The following is an 18,243-nucleotide window of genomic DNA, read 5'->3' as shown; positions in this document are numbered from 1 at the left end:
GTCCACCTTAGCATAGCTAGAAATATGCTGTCTAGGCCGAGTCCACCTGCGCTGCTACTTCCGGTATAAACGCAAACGGGAGGAGTATCTCTTCTCCTTCGACTCCTTGTTGGTGACGGAAGACCTCGAGTTGTTCCGCTTCCAGCCCGGCTAAGCGGTCTTCCTCCTCTCGGAGGACTGTTGAGAGCCGGATCAATGGGACCGCCGTTTGCACCGCACAAGCACCATCAACAAGGCCCTCGTCCTCAGAAGGAATCCCCATGGATCGACAGACGAGCGGTCGAAACAGATAGATCGCACACCTTCCATCACTCTCCAACGCAGGGCAAGGCCATGCTGCCCCCTGCTCAATCACCTGTTCACTTTCCTGCTCCGGCCAGTGATCGACAAACCGATTCGTGAGCAGCTGCGGCACGCTCTCCGTAAGTTTCATGACCTGGGCTGCCGCCGTCTTGACGATTCGTTCCCGGTGATGGTCGGGAAGCTCGTTCAACCCAAGCCGGATGATCTGCTCATCGAGAAGCGTGATGGGAAAGATCCCCACACAGCAATGGGAGCAGCCCAGGCGACATGGTAATTCGCCGAGGAGGGCCGCGTGTGCGTGCTCAAACCATCGTGACGTTTGTTCGAACAGCGGGAAGGATCGGCGGTTCTGCGCCTGCGCCACATCAACTCTCGGCTGGACTCGACAGGTCGACGATTAATTCTCCCTTCGGAGAAAAGAACCCCTGCCGATCGATCTGCACGATCCCATTGCACTGTTCTTGGTAGAACTCGAGAATCCAGCCATTGAAATCATAGCCTTCGTCCGTCACATCGTGCTCAACCATGCGCGTCGTCAAAATAAATCGGCAGCGATTCACATACTCCAAAGCCAATTGCGCTTCGACATCAGCGTAGGCCGTGAGGACATCCAGGAATTGCTGTTTCTCCTGATCATAGACATCCCGATAACTTCCGCGATCGCGCACACAAAAGACCTGGATTGGTTTCCGATCCTTGTGATAGCCCAACGCCACTTGAACCCAGGCCCACTCCTGAAGCATTCCCTCCTCGAGCGTGCTCGGGAGAATCGGACTTTGCCCCCGAGACCTGAGAAACTCCAGTAACAGGCCGAGCGGAGGTGAGTTTTCCTTTTGACAAAAGACTCGGGAATAGAGAAAGTTCTCAGTCTGCTCCGAAGACGAGCCTTCTGTACCTACGGATATTATAGGAAGGTCTTTACCCATCTCACCCGATCCACGGTCAAGAGCCGTTTACGCTGACTCGAAAGTCCATCCAGCCCTACTGTACCCTTCCATTTGCAGGATCCGCAAGGGCCTCGGACGCATTTCTTCGCGCCAGACGCGCGTTTTTCTCGTTGACACGCTTTCGACTCTTGGCTACACTCTCGCCGACTTTCACAAGGCGAGCACGAGCGGACGTTCGGGCGCTCCTAATTCTCGGGCGGAATGTTTCAGTGCGAGTCGCGTCACACGAACCATATTTTTTTCATTCCTTACCCTCAAGGAGGTTTACGAATGGCAAAATCAATGACGAAGTCCCAGATTGCTGATTACATCGCCGGGAAAGCCGGCATCACCAAGAAAGGGGCGGTCCAGATTCTTGATGATCTGGCGGCCTTGGCCTATCGTGAAGCCAAGAATGTCTTCACCGTACCCGGAATCGGCAAACTCAAGCTGGCCAATCGCAAGGCACGGATCGGACGTAACCCTCAAACCGGCGCGGAGATCAAGATCCCCGCAAAGCGAGTGGTGAAATTCCGGGTGGCGAAGGCTGCCAAGGACGCGATTCTCGGCAAGAAATAACACGAGCTCCTGTCCTGGCGTTACTGCAGTGCTTGATCAGCCACCGGGTTGACCCTCCGCTGCATAGAGCCTCCGTTTATGAGGGGATCGAAGCATTATTAGTTTCGATCCCCTCATCATTTTCACTCCGCTCAGCCTACACGTGCGTGGGGCCAAGCCCACTTCCACCCATCCCATCATGGCCGATGAGGCGAATCGCATCCCCATCGTGAACAAGCGAATCTTCGCTCGCGATTCGCTTGTTGATGGTGACCAGCACTTTTTTCTCGCGTAACAGCTGCAGCAGATGGCGTAACTGAACACCCTGCCGCTGGATCAGTTGCCGGACGGAAAGCGCCTGATCGATTTCGCAGGCGAGATCACACTCCCCATCCATGGTTTGGAGTTGTCCAGTCAGAGCTATCGTTACCATTTCCTCTTACTCCCTCCTACTCTGTGTCGACAAGGCAGGCTAAAGCGCCCAACAGTTGACTCGCTCGACATCCATACGGATAATGAGCGGATGCCGTCTCTTGATGTTCAGCATCCAAGCATGCCTGAGCTCCAGTTTGTCTTATTCGTGTCGGCACTTTGCACTGCAGATCTGACGACCATCAACGTATCCAAAGAGCTCCGCCACACAATTTTTGATCGTTGCTGGAGACTCCTTCATACGGAGCCACCCCCAACTAACCCTCAAGAGCGTGTTCTTGATCTCCGGGGTGGAACTGAACTCACACTTGAAGCCTGTGCCTCTACCATCCGATCTCTACTCCAAGAAGCCAATATCTCCACCCTGGTTTGGGACCATCCCGTCAGTGCCCCTAGGATGAATAGCACACCTGAGGCATTACCGTTGATAGACCGCTTGGAGCGATTGTATCCCGATACGCCAGGAAGCGTCGATCCTTCACCAGGTCTCCGGCCTGGGGGAAAGCCTGATCCGGAATAAGCGACACGATGCAGGTGACCCGTATCAACATTCCCGGTGTGCTCGTACTGGAACCCTCCGTCCTGGGAGATCATCGTGGTTCCTTTGCGGAAACCTATCACGAACAGCGATACCGTGAAGCGGGCATTACGGAACACTTTGTCCAGGATAACTACTCCCGTTCCATTCGAAATACGGTACGAGGCCTCCACTTCCAACACCCGAACGCTCAGGGAAAACTCGTGATGGCCCTGGAAGGGACGGTGTACGATGTTGTGCTCGATATCCGAAAAGGCTCGCCGACCTTCGGCAAGTGGTATGGAATAGTTTTGTCTGGGTCAACCGTGCAGCAACTCTACATTCCCCCTGGCTGCGCTCATGGCTTTTGTGTCACCAGCGACACCGCCTGTTTCCTCTACAAGTGTACAGCCTATTATTCCCCTACAGATGATCGAGGGGTCCTCTGGAATGATCCGACCCTAGGAATTCCCTGGCCGGTGACTCAACCGATCCTCTCACAAAAGGACCAAGCCCACCGTCCCCTTGCTGCCATCGAGGGAAACCTGCCGCTCTATGCTCCTTTGGCGTGAAGGAGACACTAGCACCCGCATACTCAACCGCAAGCCACCGAGGGGAGAGATCAACTCTCGCAAACAAGCCCGCCTCAACCTGCGGGCTACCTCCCCTAGTGACAGCACCGCTCTGAATATGGTATCCATTTCGTCCTGGCCTTTGCTGTCATGTCCCCATCGTCTAGCCTGGCCTAGGACATTGCCCTTTCAAGGCAGTAACACGGGTTCAAATCCCGTTGGGGACACCAATACCTTTCAATGCACCCTAAGCAATTGAGAGGTTTACCCACAGCGGCTTCTCCTTGAAGCAATAACGCGTCTCTACCTCTCACAGAGAGGGCTTCGGAAATTCGGACAGTGTGATAAGTGGGAGCCTGGCTTCACCAACGCCACCGGAAGGTGGCGACACAAAGGAGCGAGGCAATGAAACGCACGAGACGGAATCACGGAGCCACCTTTAAAGCACAGGTGGCGTTGGCCGCGGTCAAAGGGGATAAGACCCTGGCCGAATTGGCCGAGCAATTCAGCGTCCACCCCACCCAGATCACAGAATGGAAACAGCAGTTGCTGGCGCGAGCCTCGGACGTATTTGGTGGGACGAAACCATCAGCGGAGGCTCCGGATCTCAAGACCCTGCACGCGAAGATCGGGCAACTGACCTTGGAGAATGATTTTTTAGAAGGCGCGCTCACCAAGGCCGGCTTGCTGAGCGCAAAGCGATGATCGATCGCACGCATCCCTTGCCGGTTGTGCGGCAATGCCAACTCCTGCAGCTGGCCCGCTCGACCGCCTATTACCAGCTGACGCCGACCTCCGAGACGACGCTGGCGTTGATGCGGCGGATTGACGAGCTGCATCTGAACTATCCCTTTGCCGGGGCTCGGATGCTGCGCGATCTGTTACAGCAGGAGGGCCATGCCATTGGGCGACGCCAGGTGGTCACCCTCATGCGCAGGATGGGGATTGAGGCGCTGTATCGGAAACCGCATCTGAGTCGGCGGCATCCGGCCCACACCATCTACCCGTATCTCCTCCGTGATCTCACGATCTGTCGTCCCAATCATGTCTGGGCGGCCGATATCACCTATATTCCGATGCGACGCGGCTTCGTGTATCTCTTCGCTATCTTGGACTGGGCCAGTCGCCGAGTGTTGGCTTGGCGGCTCTCCAATACGTTGACCACGGACTTCTGTCTCGACGCCGTGCGAGAGGCGATCACGCAGCATGGCTGCCCCGAGATCTTCAACACGGATCAAGGGTGCCAGTTCACCAGCCAGGAGTTCACGGGACTCTTGAAAGACCACGGCATTCAGATCAGCATGGACGGCAAAGGCTGCTGGCGGGATAACGTCTTCGTGGAACGGTTGTGGAGAAGCCTGAAATATGAGGAGGTCTATTTGCACGCGTATGACACGGTCAGCACTGCCTATCAGGGGCTGGAGCGCTATCTGCTGTTCTACAACCAGACCCGACCGCATCAGGCGCTTGATGGCCAGACGCCCGACCAGGTCTATTATGACAATCTGACCACACGACGGACTGCCGCGTAGTCAGCAATCCGCCAGGCGCCACTTATGAACTGGTAAAAACTGTCCAACCAACCGGAGCCACCTCTCACCTCATCATCACTGTAGCCGAAAAGCTTTTGTTTTCGTCGAGGTAGCGGTCACTCATCGCGTGGCTCCTTTGTTGTGTGTCGCCAGTCGCGGGCCCTGGTCATGAGCGCAGCGCGGGGGCGGTGTCGTGTGAACTGGTGCACAGTGGGTGTGGTGATCGGCATAGCCCCTGTCCTCTACAGGTCCTCGTGGGGAAGAGAAGACCCCGCGACCGGTGAGGTGCCGGTCGCAGCCACAAGGGAGCGACCCCCGCGTCTTGGGTCTCACGTCACAAGCAGGACGTGGGAGCTATCGTACGGTGGGGCGAGAGGGGATGTACACAAGTGCAAGATCGCTCTGCACCATACCATCCAATGAAGAGGGCACTACGGTAGGGAATCCCTATCCAACCCGGACTTACTCAATTACGTAGTGGCTATAGGTTGGGATAATAGAAAGATACATTCATCGAGCTGTTCCAAGCTACTACCCACAATCAATCGATCCGCGAGCCGGAACATTGCGTGATTGTGACTCGTGACAGCCTTTTTGTTCCATACTCTGCCACGATCTATTCGATGCAGATGGTCTTCCATTTCCCCCGGATGAGGCAAGACCTCCAATGGGGGCCTAGATCGAAGATGGCGAGGATGTTGTAGAATAAGAAGGTGCTTCGAGGTCAGTGGAAACAGAACCTTTGTTCCAGCCAATGCCATACCTGGTTCTGCAGGAGGACGGCACGCTACATTAAAAAGAGACACTGGGCTATCAGTCGTTATAAACGATGATTCTTCATCAGCTGTAACGATTTCCCATTCCATAGCGGCGAACCAGGGAATAAGTTGTTTCAGCATCATCCGCATGTAGTGAAAGTGAGCGGATTTATTTATCGTGAGTTGGATTTTGCCCGTTCGGACAGCATCCGTCAGATCAGAAGGAGCCAACTTCATGATCGTGTCAAGCATAAGGGTCGTCGCCATTACGCTTTGCCTAGGAACCTTAATTCGTTGGAGTTCTAGATAGAGAAGGAACTCACTACCCTGCTGTTCGGTTAGATTCGGCGAGTTACCAATAACCTGATCGATAGTGTTCTTGGCCGAATTCTCAAGCCACTCTCCTAATTTCTTCTCGAATATGTTCGGATCGACGCCTTTTGGCGCCCATTCTTGTCGGTAATAGTCGCGTTGATGCATGACGTTATCTGGTCGTGTCTTATATTTTTTATCACCAGTTCGATCATACACATGGAGAAACCCTGAGGAATCGGTAAACCGTTCTAGGTATGACTCGGGAACCACATGATGGGCGCGAGGGTTATTAGTCATTCATTATCCTGTTGCAGGCTACGTTGAGAGCAAGTCCAATCAAACAAAATGCGCAGGCCATCAACATTTTGTATGATACCAAATAAGAAAGGTACGCGAAATCTCGCAAAATACAAGGGCCCGCCCCTGGATGGAGCGAGCCCTTCACATGGTAAGGCCTGACCGGAGGCCTAACTGGGCGAGATCCTCACTCAATACGGGGAGGGCTCGTGCTGCCTCGCTGGAGCCTGCTCTCACCGCCGTCTTCGCAGACCGGAACTCCCTCTCTTGATTTACATGTAGTTCTTTAACATTATGTTGCGTTACTCGTTATTCAGAATGGTAGTTCTGATATAACATCGCAGCTCGTTTAGCCATCTTGGGACCCCTACAAATGCTTAGTGATTTGCAGGAATTTGTCATTTTTTGGCTTCTGGTTCTCCCTGTCCTCTTTTGGTTCGGTTCTTGGGCTATTAGGGCGCAACAGAACTTCTTGCTGCGTTCACCAAGATTGGCCTTCGTACGAGAAAGACTCCCTGTGCTCTTTGATACTCCACGTCAGCGGTCACTATTGTTCCTAGCTTATATTGGATGTAGCACATCTCTGATAAGTTATTGGCTATTGGCTAACAGCTCTAATTTGGGTGGAGTATACGGAATTTTTGACGATTATTATGGGCCCTTCAGTGGTGAGTATGGAGGAAAATCAACGTTGCCTTCAAGAATTCTTAGGTTTTTCGATGTGCTCAAATTCAGAGGCGACTTTGACGCTATGATTCTGCAAATAGATGCTCAGAACATTGCTAGGCCGATAGGATTGATGGCGATCGTTCCGGTTACACTTTTCTTGCTAGTCGAACAAACAGCAAGAGACCGATTGGCTGCCGAAGTGCTGGCAAATATTCAGGACTCATCTTTGACCACCAAAACGTCATTTGTTCTCTTTCTCAGACCGTTTAGTAGCACCGGACAGTTACAAGCACCGTCATTGTTCGCTAGCCCATTCAGCCTTAGGATTAACACATACGAGCTAGAGGATTATTTTGCTAGCGCGCTCAAGAACATAGGTCCCATGGTTGCACTGGGTAAACCAGGAGAAAATGTAGGTGCTGGCAGAGTGTATGTTGCGGAGGAAGATTGGCACAATAAGTTTATATTACTCGCAAGAACAGCTTCAGTCATATTGATACTACCTTCTAGTCGCGCAGGGACGTTGTGGGAAATCAGTTGGTTGAAATCCAACGGCATGTTTCGTAAGTGTATTTATGTCATGCCGCCGGAGAAAACAAGGACACAGTACTGGGTCAACCTATGGCAGGAAGCAACAACAGAACTCAGCAAGGAAGGGATAACTCTCCCTGAATACAAAAAGAAGGGGGCGCTGTTTACCTTTGATGTGTCTGGTAAGGTTGCAGCCGTTCAACAGGTAAGTTTTCGCTTTAGGATTTTCTTTCGAAGGAGTGTCTTGCAGATACTCCAGAACCTGAATACTCGCCAGCAAGAAACAACTGATATAGTTTATTCTCGAGATCAGCTGCCAAATAGTTCCACTGATAGCAACTCGTTATTACAGGTTCAAAGGCCTCGCTCCATAACGATCTTATCTTTGTGCAATCTACTCCTTGTCTCCGGCTATGCGGGTTTAATGATTTCACAACCATTTGGATCAGCTACATATTTCCTCAAGCCTCTGAATCAGTGGCTATTCGTACTTTTGTCACTCGCGGGAATTTTTGGCTATTATCATATGCGCTACTGGGGTCTCTTTCTACATGGAACGGGAACCCTTATGCTGGGATGGCATTTGATTATTCTGCCCTTCTACTACTTCTATGGGACGCTACTATATGTTATACCGCTATTTTGCATGGGGCTCATTCTGATGATAGTTGGAAGTTTCAATTATGAACGAATGACTCGCTCATTTTAGTGTGACTTCGAGAGCAACCATTGGCAAACCGCCTTGCTGCCAGTCTATCCCGGTAAATTCATCCTTGGTAGCATCCTGCGATCGGCAGTCTTAAACCTGGTCGCTTTAGTATTGGATAGTCTCATTCTGTACAGTTGGATCCTGGGATTTGAAAGGGGCTGCGCCAATGTTCATGCCGCCGTCGTGACTGTCCCAGAAAATGGGACCACGAAGTGGGCCAATGGCGACATTGAAAGGCTGACATTCCGATTGGGGACACCAATACCTTTCAATGCACCTAAGCAATTGAGAGGTTTACCCACAGCGGCTTCTCCTTGAAGCAATAACGCGTCTCTACCTCTCACCTCATCATCACTGTAGCCGAAAAGCTTTCGTCTTCGTCGAGGTAGCGGTCACTCATCGCGTGGCTCCTTTGTTGTGTGTCGCCAGTCGCGAGCCCGCACCGTGGGCGCAGCGCGGGGGCATGTGTGGTGTGAGCTGGTGCACAGTGGTTTTGTTGGTCGGTCCATGCCCCTCTCCCCCACAGATCCGTATGGAAAAAGGACAACCCCGCGTCCGGTGAGGTTCCGGTCGCCGACACGGAGGGATCAGCCCTTCGCTCGGGTCTCCACGTCACAAGCAGGACGCGGGACCATCGTATGCTGAGGCTTGGGGGGATGTATACAGGTGACATTACAGGCCTTTGGAGCCACGCCCCATGAAGTATGCAATGACCATTCCTATGATAGGCAATCAACGGGCCAACCATTGCAGGCATTGAGGCCCTGCCGCTATGATCGTCCCATCTCCTCAGGTTTATTCCAAACCCAAGGGGGTGCAATGTGATGGAGATGGAACTCGATAGTTGGGAAAAGTTTGAAGCTAGGATCACAAGCCTATTCAGTCGGATAGAGGAATTCAGGAAGACCCAAAAGCCGTTGCACGTTTCCACGCCAATTTTTAGAGGACAATCGGATGCAACCTGGGAGCTAGAAACGACGTTAGATCGCTTCGCGAAACGAAGATTTGGAAGAGAAGAATACTTCGCCGCCATTCGTGCTGTAAGACCAGCAGTCATTTCACTCACCGGAAAAGAGTGGGACCTCCCTCAAAGCTTCGATCCTGAAGATTCTGTTCCATCCGGGTACGAATTCATGATTTATCTGCGGCATCATGGGTTTCCATCACCGTTGCTTGATTGGACCCGCTCACCTTACGTCGCCGCATACTTTGCCTTCAGACCAAACGGGAGCCCAGAGAAAGAAAAGGTTGCCATCTACGCGTTTACTGAATATATAGGCGAAGCCAAAGGTTGGGCATCAGACATTCCTAGCATTCATGGGTTGGGCCCCTATGTAATCAGCCACAAGCGCCACTATGCTCAACAGTGCGAATATACAATCTGCAAAGTCGCTGACCAGGAGGGTGATTTCTATGAAAGCCATCAGATCGGGATTGTCACCGGCGGGGGCCCGCAAGACGTAATGATAAAATACATTCTTCCCACGACTGAGCGAGAGAAAGTTTTGATAAGTTTGCAACGTATGAATGTGACAGCATCCTCGTTGTTTGGGAGCGAGGAAAGCCTCATGGAAACGTTCGGCCTACCAAGAAATCGGCAAAGACAGAGGACTGTAATCTTCGACCAAGCAAAAGATGGATGGGAAATGTTCCACTCAACGTGAGAAGCTTGGTGCCAAGCTGGTGCCAAACGCACTGAGCCAGGCAACTAGGATGACATCCTTTCATGTCTCATCCTCGCTGACCGATGGAGATTCGGTGTTTTGGGTATCCTGAGTGTTCTGAGATTGAATAGGGGCGGGACTCTTAATCAGCGGGCCGTAGGTTCGCCTCCTTCACTCCCTAGCTACAGAAACGGATGAAGATTAGGCCATCAAGGTCTACTTAATACGGCATGAATGTCCTTAGTCTGAAGAGGACTGGACACATCTTCAACAAGCAGCTAGATTGGCCTGTTAATAAGTAGATGTTCTTGCTCAACTAATGGAGGTGTTAAAAATGATTTTTAGGCGTGTCACATCTTGGCCAATGGCTGTAATGATGCTTTGTACAACTACTTTTGTCGGCTGTAATTCGATGGAAATGGCTGGCACAAACTCCGTTGGCTCTAAAGCCGCATCCACAGGTTTTACATCGGGAATCGATGATCTCAAGTCTCTTACACCAATGGACGTTACAGAAGTCGAATCAATTCAAGAGTCTCAAGCAGCAAAGGATAACCCGTGGAAGCTTAACCTACTTAACATGACATCGGACTGCATTGTCCGAGCATCGATTAAACCTCAAAACGGCCAGTACGGGAAATGGTTTAGCATCCCTAAGACATGTAGAACATGTAACGAGAATTATGAGACATGCTTTAATGAAAAGAAGTGGCAAACTATCCTAGTAACTGAATGCACTGATACGCCCTTTGACATTCGCCTTGCAGTTGAGCCGAACCAGAACGGTCAGGCAACTGGTGCAGAATTTACTGATATCCGCCCAAACTGCAACTATGCGGGAGGAACAATCGGAGTTCATTGATACGCACCACATGGTCCTGACGCCTTTGCCTTTGCCACTCTCATTATTACCGTAGTGTAGTCGTCGGAGCCTTGTCCATACGGCTGATTTTGGCGGCGCCGTTGTTTGGCCCTTCATGTTAAAGCTTGTGGTGTGTATCGGCTGCGCAGGAAAGACCGAGACATCGGGGCCCATGACACGGTAGCCTTTGCAAAGATCATCTCCGACAAGTTCACGGGACAGTCACATGGTGGAAGGCACGATCGCTGGTAACCTGCGACGATTCTCGGGCCGGAATTTCCCCCGAAAGAGCGATGACGGGATACCCCCAACGTGACATTGAAAGGTGTATGTCCGGTTTGGGGACACCACACCTTTCAATGCACGCTAACCTATTGAAAAATCAATTCACTGCAGCTTCGCCTTCAAAGCGGTAGACCTTCTCTCCCTTTAGCTTGCTCACCGGCGTAGCCTGGAAGGCTTAATTTTTCCTAGAAAGCCGTCGCTCATCCCCTATGATCAGGCCTGACCGGAGGCCTTCTTGACTGCTGTTCACCTCCGAGGAGTCACTGAAATCCCGCGCCATAAGGAACGCTATCTATTGCCGTCGTATCTTGATACACTAGACTTGTTTCATCGCGTCAGGCCTCGCATGAAACAAGCGTAAGACGGCCTATTATCGATGTTGTGCCTGCCGAGACTGTGATTGGACGTCGAGCCTGAGCCCCGTTACACCGGACCATCCTTGGGTCGCGCCTTCCTTTTACGATACCCTCTCGCGTCATGGACAATATCATCATCACAGGAGGAGCCCAAGATGGGTTCAAAGCTTTACGTCGGTGGGTTGCCGTATTCGGTGACCGAGCAGCAATTGTCTGACACATTCGGGGCCCATGGCACGGTGGCCTCGGCAAAGATCATCTCGGATAAGTTCACGGGACAGTCGCGTGGATTTGGCTTCGTGGAGATGTCTTCGGATGCTGAGGCAGCCGCGGCAATCACGGCACTCCATGGGTCAGAGATGGGTGGCCGCACGTTAACGGTCAATGAAGCGAAACCAATGGAACGTTCTGGCGGCGGTGGTGGTGGTTTCGGTGGTGGCGGCGGCGGTGGCCGTGGTGGAAAGCGCGATCGCTGGTAAGTAGTTCGTCCTGATCGACACGCCAAAAGAATCTCCGGCCCAGACCGTTCCGATGCTGCTCTTTGGTGGCATTACGCGGCGAGGGCCGGAAGTTCTCTCAAAAATTGGACGATCAGATGAGCCTGCAATAACATTGACCCGCTCACATTCCGATTGGGCTCTGGGTAGTAGGCGGTGGTAAGCGGTTTACCACACTCCAGCCTGCATGCTACCTCGACTTCGCATCCACTTCGTCACAGGATAACCAGATCAGGGTCTATGCTACCTCACGGTATTCGTCCACAGCCCATCGTTGGGAACTGGTCGGATGTGCCACAGGCTCAAGATCCAGAGTATGAATAAACAAGCGCGCAGGACGTACCTACCAGAACACCAGCATGGCGCAAGCTACTGCAGGAAGACTAACTTTCAAACGAGTGGCTGCATTTGAGACACAGAAATTTTGCGGCCGTCGTCTCTTTCCATTCTTCCAGTTTCTTACCATAGTTCTTCGTCTTCAATCTTCCATAGCCGACCCAGACTCCAAGAAAAGCAAGTGATGAGGCAAGTTCCGCGACGGCCATCTGCGACTCTGATCCTTGAGGAGGCCCCATGCTGAGCATAACGGCAGCGTTTGCCGGGATCCCTAGCAGAAAGCCCTGAAGATAGGCCCAGGGTGCTCTTGGCGGGTGAAACGACTTTGGGAGATCACTGATGGCTTTTTCTGAAGCAGCATTCCTAAAGATATCCCCCACCCGTTGAACCTTCTCGGCACTACAGCTCGGACACATTTGTTCGGTAGACATCGCCCCTCTCCTCTCTCACCATGTCGATTTGGCGGCCCACAACCACCCGTCTAATCTTCACCTACTGTTGCCATGCTGATTTTTTTAACAGAGACATATGATGTCATCCGGTAGATTCTTCGTGCCAACAAACGACACGGCCCGGCACCCCTTGAGGAGTGCCGGGCCGCTCGATCCGACTGAATCCTTCTCGCTTAGTACACGCTCTTGGCGCTGGCGCTCTGCACCTGAGCCGGGAACGGATCCAAGATGCTCTTCGGGGCGTTGTTCCAGATCACGTCCGCCAGATTCGACATCCGGCTCACGATCTGCGCCGCCACGCCACCGGCCGCGCCGAACAACCCGCACCAGCCCAACGTCACAAAGCCCCAGTGCAACGGCGCCGCAAACAGCTCATCCACAAACCAGAACGCATGCCCCCACTCGTTGAGCCCCACGTTCGGCAGAATGAACATCGGCCCTACCACCGCCGCCACCAACGGGAACGACGTCGCTTGGCTATACAGCGGCAACCGCGTCTGCGCATACAGGTAGCTCGACACGCCGCACGTAATGTACAGCGGGAACGTCCCGTAGAACGCCACGATGTGGCTCGCCGTAAAGCTCGTGTCCCGGATGATCACTTGATGCCACGCCGCATCCTGTTCCAACGTGTAGCTGCCTGCGTAGTACACGCCCCAGATGTAGCACACCAACCAGCCCATCCAGTAAAAGTACCGCTTCAACTCCAGCTTCGGGTCTAGGTTCGCCAGGTTCCGATCCCGCGTCACCCAGATCCACCCGATCGAGACGGCAAAGAAGATGGCGTTGGCCAAAATGTTAAACCGCCACAGCCCCATCCACACCGACTCAAACTCCGGGGTCATCGAATCCAGCCCATGCGAATACCCGAAGGTCCGCTGGTACAGAACCCAAAACACCCCGATCGCCAACATCGCAAACCAGCCGATCTTCACCGGCTTTGAATCGTACCACTGCGAGACGTCATACCCTCGCTCACTTGATGCTGCCATGATATGTCCCTCCTTGCGCAGAAAGAAATTCTCACCCGAACATTATGAACCGGCACCACTTCTTCTTACACGTCGTAGCACCGTTCCCCCACACTCTCCTTCTATTGGTACTGATTTTACACACATGGAATACACCATTTCAATACTATCACCCGATCATAATGGTCGACTTTCTTCCATAATATCGCATTGTTACACGACGCACCGACTTTCCACCTGTGATGCAGACCACCTCAGGCCCTGCCAACAGTAACCCATCCCCGCGATCAACACTTCCTTGATTTGCTATTCAGATTTTCATTATTCGCAGACAATCAGAGGTGAAGATTCGTCATGTATACATTGACGATCAGAGATCCTGTGAGTCCTCGCTATATTTCAACGTAATCAGCTAGGATCGCAGCACAAATCGTCATCGTTGATCCGGCACAACGCCATGCCGTAACATATGCTCCATGGCCTTGGGACATCCTCTCTCTCCTCAGACGAATACGACGCTACCAAAGTCTGCCGCAAGATTCTTACTGGTGATTCTCGCCCTTGGACTTGGCATTGCTGGATTTCAGTTCCTTGCCGGGCCAACCGGCCAAAAGGAGGCGCTTATTGCAGATATCATTAAGAACTGGCAGGAAGCACATCCATCAGCAGAGCGGTTCCTGATCTTGCCGGACTTCCATGATGAAGCTGTGCTGGACAAGGATACCAGTCTCATATGGGAGATCTCACCACAAGCCACGAGCGTCACGTGGAATGAGGCCCGTGTCACCTGTGCAAAGAGAACTACCGGAGGACAAAAAGGATGGCGGCTGCCGGCACCAGCAGAAATGCGCAGTTTGGTGGGACCTGCAGTGGACTCTCCGATCCCCAATATCCCACCAGGGCATCCGTTCCTGAATATCCAGCCGACATCGTATTGGACGGTCGTTTCCGAAGCGAACCAGCCATCTTACGCCAAATACGTTGATGCCTTCCTCGGGAACGTGCTCAGCTTTCTGCAGATCTATACCTACCCCGTCTGGTGCGTTCGCAATCCACTCGCACCCCCTGTCTCTTAATCAGGAATGGACAGGAACGGTGTAAAGCTCATCGCGACGACTGTGATCAACCAACCATACCTGTGCTCCCCATCCCATGCACTGCATGAAAAGGTCTATATGCGGTGAGCCAGTCAGTGTACAATGCCCACCGCCGATCACATTTTTTAATGGGGAGGCCTCCTCGTGACTCTTCGAGAACAACTGGCCAAAGCGTTCCACGACACCGGATCCTTTAAGTGGGATCGCACCAATGGGTTCAAGTTGGCGTCAGGAGAAATCAGCCCATTCTACGTTGATTGTCGCGCGCTCATGGCGCATCCGGAGGCTCGTCGGCTGGTTGCCCAACTGGCCTATGACGCTCTCGTACAAGTCGAGTTTGACTGTTTAGGTGGCCTTGAGATCGGAGCGATCCCAATCGCCGTGACCATTTCTGACTTCGCCTGTGCCGCCTCCCCACCAAAAATTTGGCGGACGTTCGTCGTCCGCAAACAAGCCAAAGATCATGGGTTAGGAAAGTTGATCGAGGGCAGCACTCACCCCGGTGACCGAGTATTAATCGTAGACGATGTCCTCACCAGTGGCGGATCGCTACTGAAAGCGGTAGGGGCTGCACGGGAGGCCGGACTTCAGGTGGATCATGCGTTGGTGATTGTCGATCGGCAAGAACAGGATGGGAAAGCGCGTGTCGAGAAGGAACGGGTTCAGTTGAGAAGTCTCTTAACCATTCAGGATCTGATACATGTGACGAAGAAATCCTCGTAGACCCAGCCGAACAGGCGACTGTCGGCCGTTCATTTGCACTCAAACTGAATCCCCCAGCGACGCTCTTCGACCAATTCTTGGGCTCCGTCAAGCGGGCTCACCACTCGGGTTCGTCCTTTTGCTTCCCCCTCACGCACAATCGAGTACGACCTACCTTTGCACTTCTCGTTCATGAGGTCCAGCCCCTCCTTTCGGAACGCCGAGAGCATGGGCCCCTGCCCTTCCTTGAACGGATAGATGACAACCCCGCCTAGGTCATGTTCCTGCACAATCTTTGCTCCATCGGCACACCCCCCCAGTAGGAAAGCACCCGTTATGGCAATGGCGAATAACCAGGAGTTGATCATCTGGGACTTACCCCTATCACGGTAGGCAGCGGGATATGAAAATTCGTACTGCCGCTGAACAGACTCTTCCATGAATCTCCTTCCTGACTATGCAGATCCTTCGCCCACAGTGATTCTACGATACGCAGATCAGAAGAAGACCCTCCATCCATCGCCATGGCCCGACGCACGGTGGGAAGCGTCTCCTTGAAGCAGCGGCCAATATCGTAGAGAGGAACGACACCGAGACTCTTAAAGATTAAAATATGTCCCTTCTCGGTCTCGGCCACAATCGTTTGGTAGGCATGCTTTCCTGAATCACGGACACGGATCTTACCAAATTGGTCAAGCAACATGAGAGCTTGGGCCGCTTCTGCATAGACAGGCTGACCTTCATCGAACCGGTCTGAAGCCAAATCGAATACCCGTGCTTTCTTCAGGCCAGGAACAGTCGGTTCTGCCACGAACAGCCCTTGCCATGAATTATGGCGGCGACTTCCGACTGAACGGCCACCTTGATAGAGAAGGCCAAGATAGCTGAAATTGTCGCGAAATAGTCCCGCATTAAACACGAGGTGATGGCCTGTTCGCTGTTGCCACTCCCCGATCTTGGGTGGCTGCGCGAATCCCTCCTGAGCATAATGATGAACCGAGAACCTCGTGCGCTCCGGGTCTAGGTCTACTACCAGCATGGTGGGTAATGTCGGGCAGGACTGAATCGGTTTCCAGACGGAAACCATGAGACCTTCGGAAAGCCGCTCCCAGGAAATATGCTGGCCAAGACACAACCCAGGCAGCAGCATGACAGCTGAAACAGCGAATCCGACGTATCGCACGAGACTAGATCGCCACTGACACCTGCTGTTCATGGGACCACCACATCAATGACCATGACCAGAAGCGGGTATACCACCTATGCATCATGATGGACTGACGCCTGGGGTTGTGCCAGGTCCCCCGGCGCTGGACCTTGGCGTACCTGTCCCCTGGATGTCTGGTCGAGAAGGTGCCGAACCGTCCCAGCCAACGTTTCAGTAGTGAACGGTTTCTGCAGATAGGCAATCGCCGTATCGCCGGCCCCGACTCCGACGTCGTCCTCATATCCTGAAATAAAAAGAATTTTCAATTCCGGTTTGATGACACGAAGATGGCGAGCAAGCTCCGTCCCGCTCATGCCCGGCATCACAATATCGGTCAGCAAGAGTTGAAGCTTCCCAACATACGGCGTGGCAACCAGACACGCCTCGATCCCATTTCTTGCCTCAACAATTCGATATCCCAGCTTACGCAGTTCATCCCGAATCAGGAGTCGCACGGCTTCATCATCCTCTACCAACAGAACCGTTTCATGCCCTCCCAGCGACGTCTCCGCTGAAGGCTCTCCGGTTGCCGGGCCGATCGCTCCCACGCTACGGGGAAAGTACACATCAACGCGTGTCCCTTCACCAATCATCGTGGTCACGTCCAAGCCACCACCACCCTGAGTCACGATGTCAAAGACGGTTGAGAGTCCCAGTCCTGTTCCCTTCTCCTCATCCTTCGTCGTAAAGAACGGTTGGAACATGTGCGTTTGCACCTCGGGCGACATCCCACAACCCGTATCGGACACGGACAGTTTTACATACTCGCCGGGAGACAAGTCCATCACGTGATACCGTGGAGCTTGGTCAAGGTGCATCAACTGTAACTCAAGCGTCAGCCTACCTCCATTCGGCATGGCATCCCTCGCGTTCACGACAAGATTCATCACGATCTGCTCGACTAATGCGGGATCCATCTTGATACGAAGATCATCCTGACTCAAATTCACGGTTAATTGGATATCCTCACCGATCACTCGACGAAGCATGGATTCAAAATCATCAAGGAGGGTATTGAGGCTAATGACTCTTGCCTCTGAGGGTCGTTTCCGACTGAACATGAGCAATTGGCGAATGAGGACCCTCGCCCGCTCACCGGCGTTGTGCATCTCTTGTATTTGAGTTCTCAATGGATGAGCTACATCGATTTCGTTGAGCACCACCTGGCTATGCCCAAGAATCACAGTCAGTAAGTTGTTAAAATCGTGGGCCAGTCCTCCAGCGAGTCGACCGACGGCTTCCAACTTTTGGATGTGGCGCAATTGCAATTGATGCTCACGCAGGGATTCCTCCGCTTCTCTTCGTGCTTCTCGCTCTTGTTGCTCTTTCACGATCCGCCGCACGGCCGGAATCAAACGGCCCAATGCATCCTTGGAGATGATATCGGTGACCCCACGATTCAATAGTTCAGTGATCAGGGATTCGTTGATGGATGTCGACACAAAGATGAACGGGACGTGAGAAGCCATTTTTTGTGCCACGGTAAAGGCAGTGTCTCCACCACATCCAGGTGTGTGGAATTCCGCCAGAATAAGATCCGTCCGATCATCAGTAATACCTGTCGTAAATGACTGTTGAGTCTCCACACGGTGGATCACACAGGCAATCCCACCATTCGCCAATATGGTGCCGATACGTTCACCGTCCTCGCCGCTTGGTTCAAGATGGACTATTCGTAGCGGAGTCTTCATGGAA

General features: G+C 52.7%; 18 protein-coding genes and 1 tRNA gene. 10 read left to right on the top strand and 9 right to left on the bottom strand.

Features of this window, described 5'->3' with window-relative positions; all coding sequences use genetic code 11:
* Positions 1 to 31: 31 nt before the first annotated feature.
* Together COMA1_RS04780 and COMA1_RS04775 are read right to left on the bottom strand one after the other, a co-directional pair.
* On the bottom strand, positions 32 to 667 hold the full coding sequence (locus COMA1_RS04780; RefSeq protein ID WP_090744515.1) for a YkgJ family cysteine cluster protein: 636 nt from the start codon (positions 665 to 667) through the stop codon (positions 32 to 34).
* Position 668: 1 nt separating this feature from the next.
* On the bottom strand, positions 669 to 1,229 hold the full coding sequence (locus tag COMA1_RS04775) for a hypothetical protein (protein WP_141654221.1): 561 nt from the start codon (positions 1,227 to 1,229) through the stop codon (positions 669 to 671).
* A gap of 291 nt (positions 1,230 to 1,520) precedes the next feature.
* Between COMA1_RS04775 and COMA1_RS04770 the strand changes: the two genes are divergently transcribed.
* Positions 1,521 to 1,808 carry an HU family DNA-binding protein gene (locus COMA1_RS04770; protein ID WP_090744510.1) on the top strand — a complete coding sequence of 96 codons (288 nt, stop codon included), beginning with the start codon at positions 1,521 to 1,523 and terminating at the stop codon, positions 1,806 to 1,808.
* Between the two features lie 136 nt (positions 1,809 to 1,944).
* Here COMA1_RS04770 and COMA1_RS04765 read toward each other — a convergent pair whose 3' ends face one another.
* The gene (locus COMA1_RS04765) at positions 1,945 to 2,220 is read right to left on the bottom strand and encodes a ubiquitin family protein (RefSeq protein WP_090744507.1); all 276 of its coding nucleotides are present in this window, start codon (positions 2,218 to 2,220) and stop codon (positions 1,945 to 1,947) included.
* A gap of 527 nt (positions 2,221 to 2,747) precedes the next feature.
* On the opposite strand from COMA1_RS04765, the gene rfbC reads away from it, so the two are divergent.
* The 3 genes from rfbC (at position 2,748) to COMA1_RS04745 (ending at position 4,840) form a co-directional block, all read left to right on the top strand.
* Positions 2,748 to 3,308, top strand: a complete 561-nt coding sequence (gene rfbC, locus COMA1_RS04755) for a dTDP-4-dehydrorhamnose 3,5-epimerase (RefSeq protein ID WP_090744501.1) — start codon at positions 2,748 to 2,750, stop codon at positions 3,306 to 3,308.
* A 152-nt stretch (positions 3,309 to 3,460) separates the two neighbouring features.
* Positions 3,461 to 3,538, top strand: a tRNA-Glu gene (locus COMA1_RS04750).
* 175 nt (positions 3,539 to 3,713) lie between these two features.
* A protein-coding gene (locus COMA1_RS04745) for an IS3 family transposase (RefSeq protein ID WP_090744497.1) occupies positions 3,714 to 4,840 on the top strand; the annotation gives its coding sequence in 2 pieces (ribosomal slippage) (positions 3,714 to 3,969 and positions 3,969 to 4,840; 1,128 coding nt in all).
* A 470-nt stretch (positions 4,841 to 5,310) separates the two neighbouring features.
* Here the strand turns inward: COMA1_RS04745 and COMA1_RS04740 are convergent.
* Positions 5,311 to 6,210, bottom strand: coding sequence for a DUF4238 domain-containing protein (locus COMA1_RS04740; RefSeq protein WP_090744494.1), 900 nt, complete (start codon positions 6,208 to 6,210; stop codon positions 5,311 to 5,313).
* Positions 6,211 to 6,583: 373 nt separating this feature from the next.
* On the opposite strand from COMA1_RS04740, the gene COMA1_RS04735 reads away from it, so the two are divergent.
* From COMA1_RS04735 to COMA1_RS04720, 4 genes are all read left to right on the top strand, one after another.
* A complete protein-coding gene (locus COMA1_RS04735) occupies positions 6,584 to 8,119 on the top strand; it encodes a hypothetical protein (protein WP_090744491.1) in 1,536 nt (511 codons plus the stop codon).
* 830 nt (positions 8,120 to 8,949) lie between these two features.
* The gene (locus COMA1_RS04730; protein ID WP_176697858.1) at positions 8,950 to 9,783 is read left to right on the top strand and encodes an FRG domain-containing protein; all 834 of its coding nucleotides are present in this window, start codon (positions 8,950 to 8,952) and stop codon (positions 9,781 to 9,783) included.
* 325 nt (positions 9,784 to 10,108) lie between these two features.
* The gene (locus COMA1_RS04725) at positions 10,109 to 10,645 is read left to right on the top strand and encodes a hypothetical protein (RefSeq protein ID WP_141654219.1); all 537 of its coding nucleotides are present in this window, start codon (positions 10,109 to 10,111) and stop codon (positions 10,643 to 10,645) included.
* Positions 10,646 to 11,441: 796 nt separating this feature from the next.
* Positions 11,442 to 11,765, top strand: coding sequence for an RNA recognition motif domain-containing protein (locus COMA1_RS04720; protein WP_090744483.1), 324 nt, complete (start codon positions 11,442 to 11,444; stop codon positions 11,763 to 11,765).
* Positions 11,766 to 12,166: 401 nt separating this feature from the next.
* Here COMA1_RS04720 and COMA1_RS04715 read toward each other — a convergent pair whose 3' ends face one another.
* Both COMA1_RS04715 and amoC read right to left on the bottom strand, forming a co-directional pair.
* A complete protein-coding gene (locus COMA1_RS04715; RefSeq protein ID WP_090744479.1) occupies positions 12,167 to 12,550 on the bottom strand; it encodes a hypothetical protein in 384 nt (127 codons plus the stop codon).
* 194 nt (positions 12,551 to 12,744) lie between these two features.
* Positions 12,745 to 13,563, bottom strand: coding sequence for a bacterial ammonia monooxygenase, subunit AmoC (amoC, locus tag COMA1_RS04710; protein WP_090744476.1), 819 nt, complete (start codon positions 13,561 to 13,563; stop codon positions 12,745 to 12,747).
* Positions 13,564 to 14,090: 527 nt separating this feature from the next.
* On the opposite strand from amoC, the gene COMA1_RS04705 reads away from it, so the two are divergent.
* Both COMA1_RS04705 and pyrE read left to right on the top strand, forming a co-directional pair.
* Positions 14,091 to 14,618: an Lcl C-terminal domain-containing protein gene (locus tag COMA1_RS04705; protein ID WP_176697857.1), complete on the top strand. Its 528-nt coding sequence runs from the start codon at positions 14,091 to 14,093 to the stop codon at positions 14,616 to 14,618.
* A gap of 165 nt (positions 14,619 to 14,783) precedes the next feature.
* Positions 14,784 to 15,362: an orotate phosphoribosyltransferase gene (gene pyrE, locus COMA1_RS04700; protein WP_090744470.1), complete on the top strand. Its 579-nt coding sequence runs from the start codon at positions 14,784 to 14,786 to the stop codon at positions 15,360 to 15,362.
* A gap of 29 nt (positions 15,363 to 15,391) precedes the next feature.
* Here pyrE and COMA1_RS04695 read toward each other — a convergent pair whose 3' ends face one another.
* The 3 genes from COMA1_RS04695 to COMA1_RS21775 are packed head-to-tail and all read right to left on the bottom strand — an operon-like array spanning position 15,392 to position 18,239.
* On the bottom strand, positions 15,392 to 15,709 hold the full coding sequence (locus tag COMA1_RS04695; protein WP_090744467.1) for a hypothetical protein: 318 nt from the start codon (positions 15,707 to 15,709) through the stop codon (positions 15,392 to 15,394).
* Entirely contained in the window at positions 15,706 to 16,557 is an 852-nt protein-coding gene (locus COMA1_RS04690) for a phosphodiester glycosidase family protein (RefSeq protein WP_141654218.1), read from the bottom strand. The genes COMA1_RS04695 and COMA1_RS04690 overlap by 4 nt, the downstream gene beginning before the upstream one ends.
* A gap of 44 nt (positions 16,558 to 16,601) precedes the next feature.
* Complete coding sequence (locus tag COMA1_RS21775; RefSeq protein WP_176697856.1) at positions 16,602 to 18,239, bottom strand: response regulator; 1,638 nt, start codon at positions 18,237 to 18,239, stop codon at positions 16,602 to 16,604.
* Positions 18,240 to 18,243 lie beyond the last annotated feature (4 nt).

This window comes from Candidatus Nitrospira nitrosa, from assembly GCF_001458735.1.
Classification (GTDB): Bacteria; Nitrospirota; Nitrospiria; order Nitrospirales; family Nitrospiraceae; genus Nitrospira_D; species Nitrospira_D nitrosa.
Note: the sequence above shows the minus strand (reverse complement) of the source record. Positions and strands in the feature narration are given on the sequence as shown.

Bases quoted from the DNA above. Each gene is read 5' to 3' on its own strand.
- COMA1_RS04770 (WP_090744510.1), top strand. From the start codon at position 1,521: ATGGCAAAATCAATGACGAAGTCCCAGATTGCTGATTACATCGCCGGG.
- COMA1_RS04720 (WP_090744483.1), top strand. From the start codon at position 11,442: ATGGGTTCAAAGCTTTACGTCGGTGGGTTGCCGTATTCGGTGACCGAG.
- COMA1_RS04775 (WP_141654221.1), bottom strand. From the start codon at position 1,229: ATGGGTAAAGACCTTCCTATAATATCCGTAGGTACAGAAGGCTCGTCT.
- COMA1_RS04730 (WP_176697858.1), top strand. From the start codon at position 8,950: ATGGAACTCGATAGTTGGGAAAAGTTTGAAGCTAGGATCACAAGCCTA.
- COMA1_RS04740 (WP_090744494.1), bottom strand. From the start codon at position 6,210: ATGACTAATAACCCTCGCGCCCATCATGTGGTTCCCGAGTCATACCTA.
- COMA1_RS04695 (WP_090744467.1), bottom strand. From the start codon at position 15,709: ATGATCAACTCCTGGTTATTCGCCATTGCCATAACGGGTGCTTTCCTA.
- COMA1_RS04765 (WP_090744507.1), bottom strand. From the start codon at position 2,220: ATGGTAACGATAGCTCTGACTGGACAACTCCAAACCATGGATGGGGAG.
- amoC (WP_090744476.1), bottom strand. From the start codon at position 13,563: ATGGCAGCATCAAGTGAGCGAGGGTATGACGTCTCGCAGTGGTACGAT.
- COMA1_RS04735 (WP_090744491.1), top strand. From the start codon at position 6,584: ATGCTTAGTGATTTGCAGGAATTTGTCATTTTTTGGCTTCTGGTTCTC.
- COMA1_RS21775 (WP_176697856.1), bottom strand. From the start codon at position 18,239: ATGAAGACTCCGCTACGAATAGTCCATCTTGAACCAAGCGGCGAGGAC.
- COMA1_RS04690 (WP_141654218.1), bottom strand. From the start codon at position 16,557: ATGAACAGCAGGTGTCAGTGGCGATCTAGTCTCGTGCGATACGTCGGA.
- rfbC (WP_090744501.1), top strand. From the start codon at position 2,748: ATGCAGGTGACCCGTATCAACATTCCCGGTGTGCTCGTACTGGAACCC.
- COMA1_RS04715 (WP_090744479.1), bottom strand. From the start codon at position 12,550: ATGTCTACCGAACAAATGTGTCCGAGCTGTAGTGCCGAGAAGGTTCAA.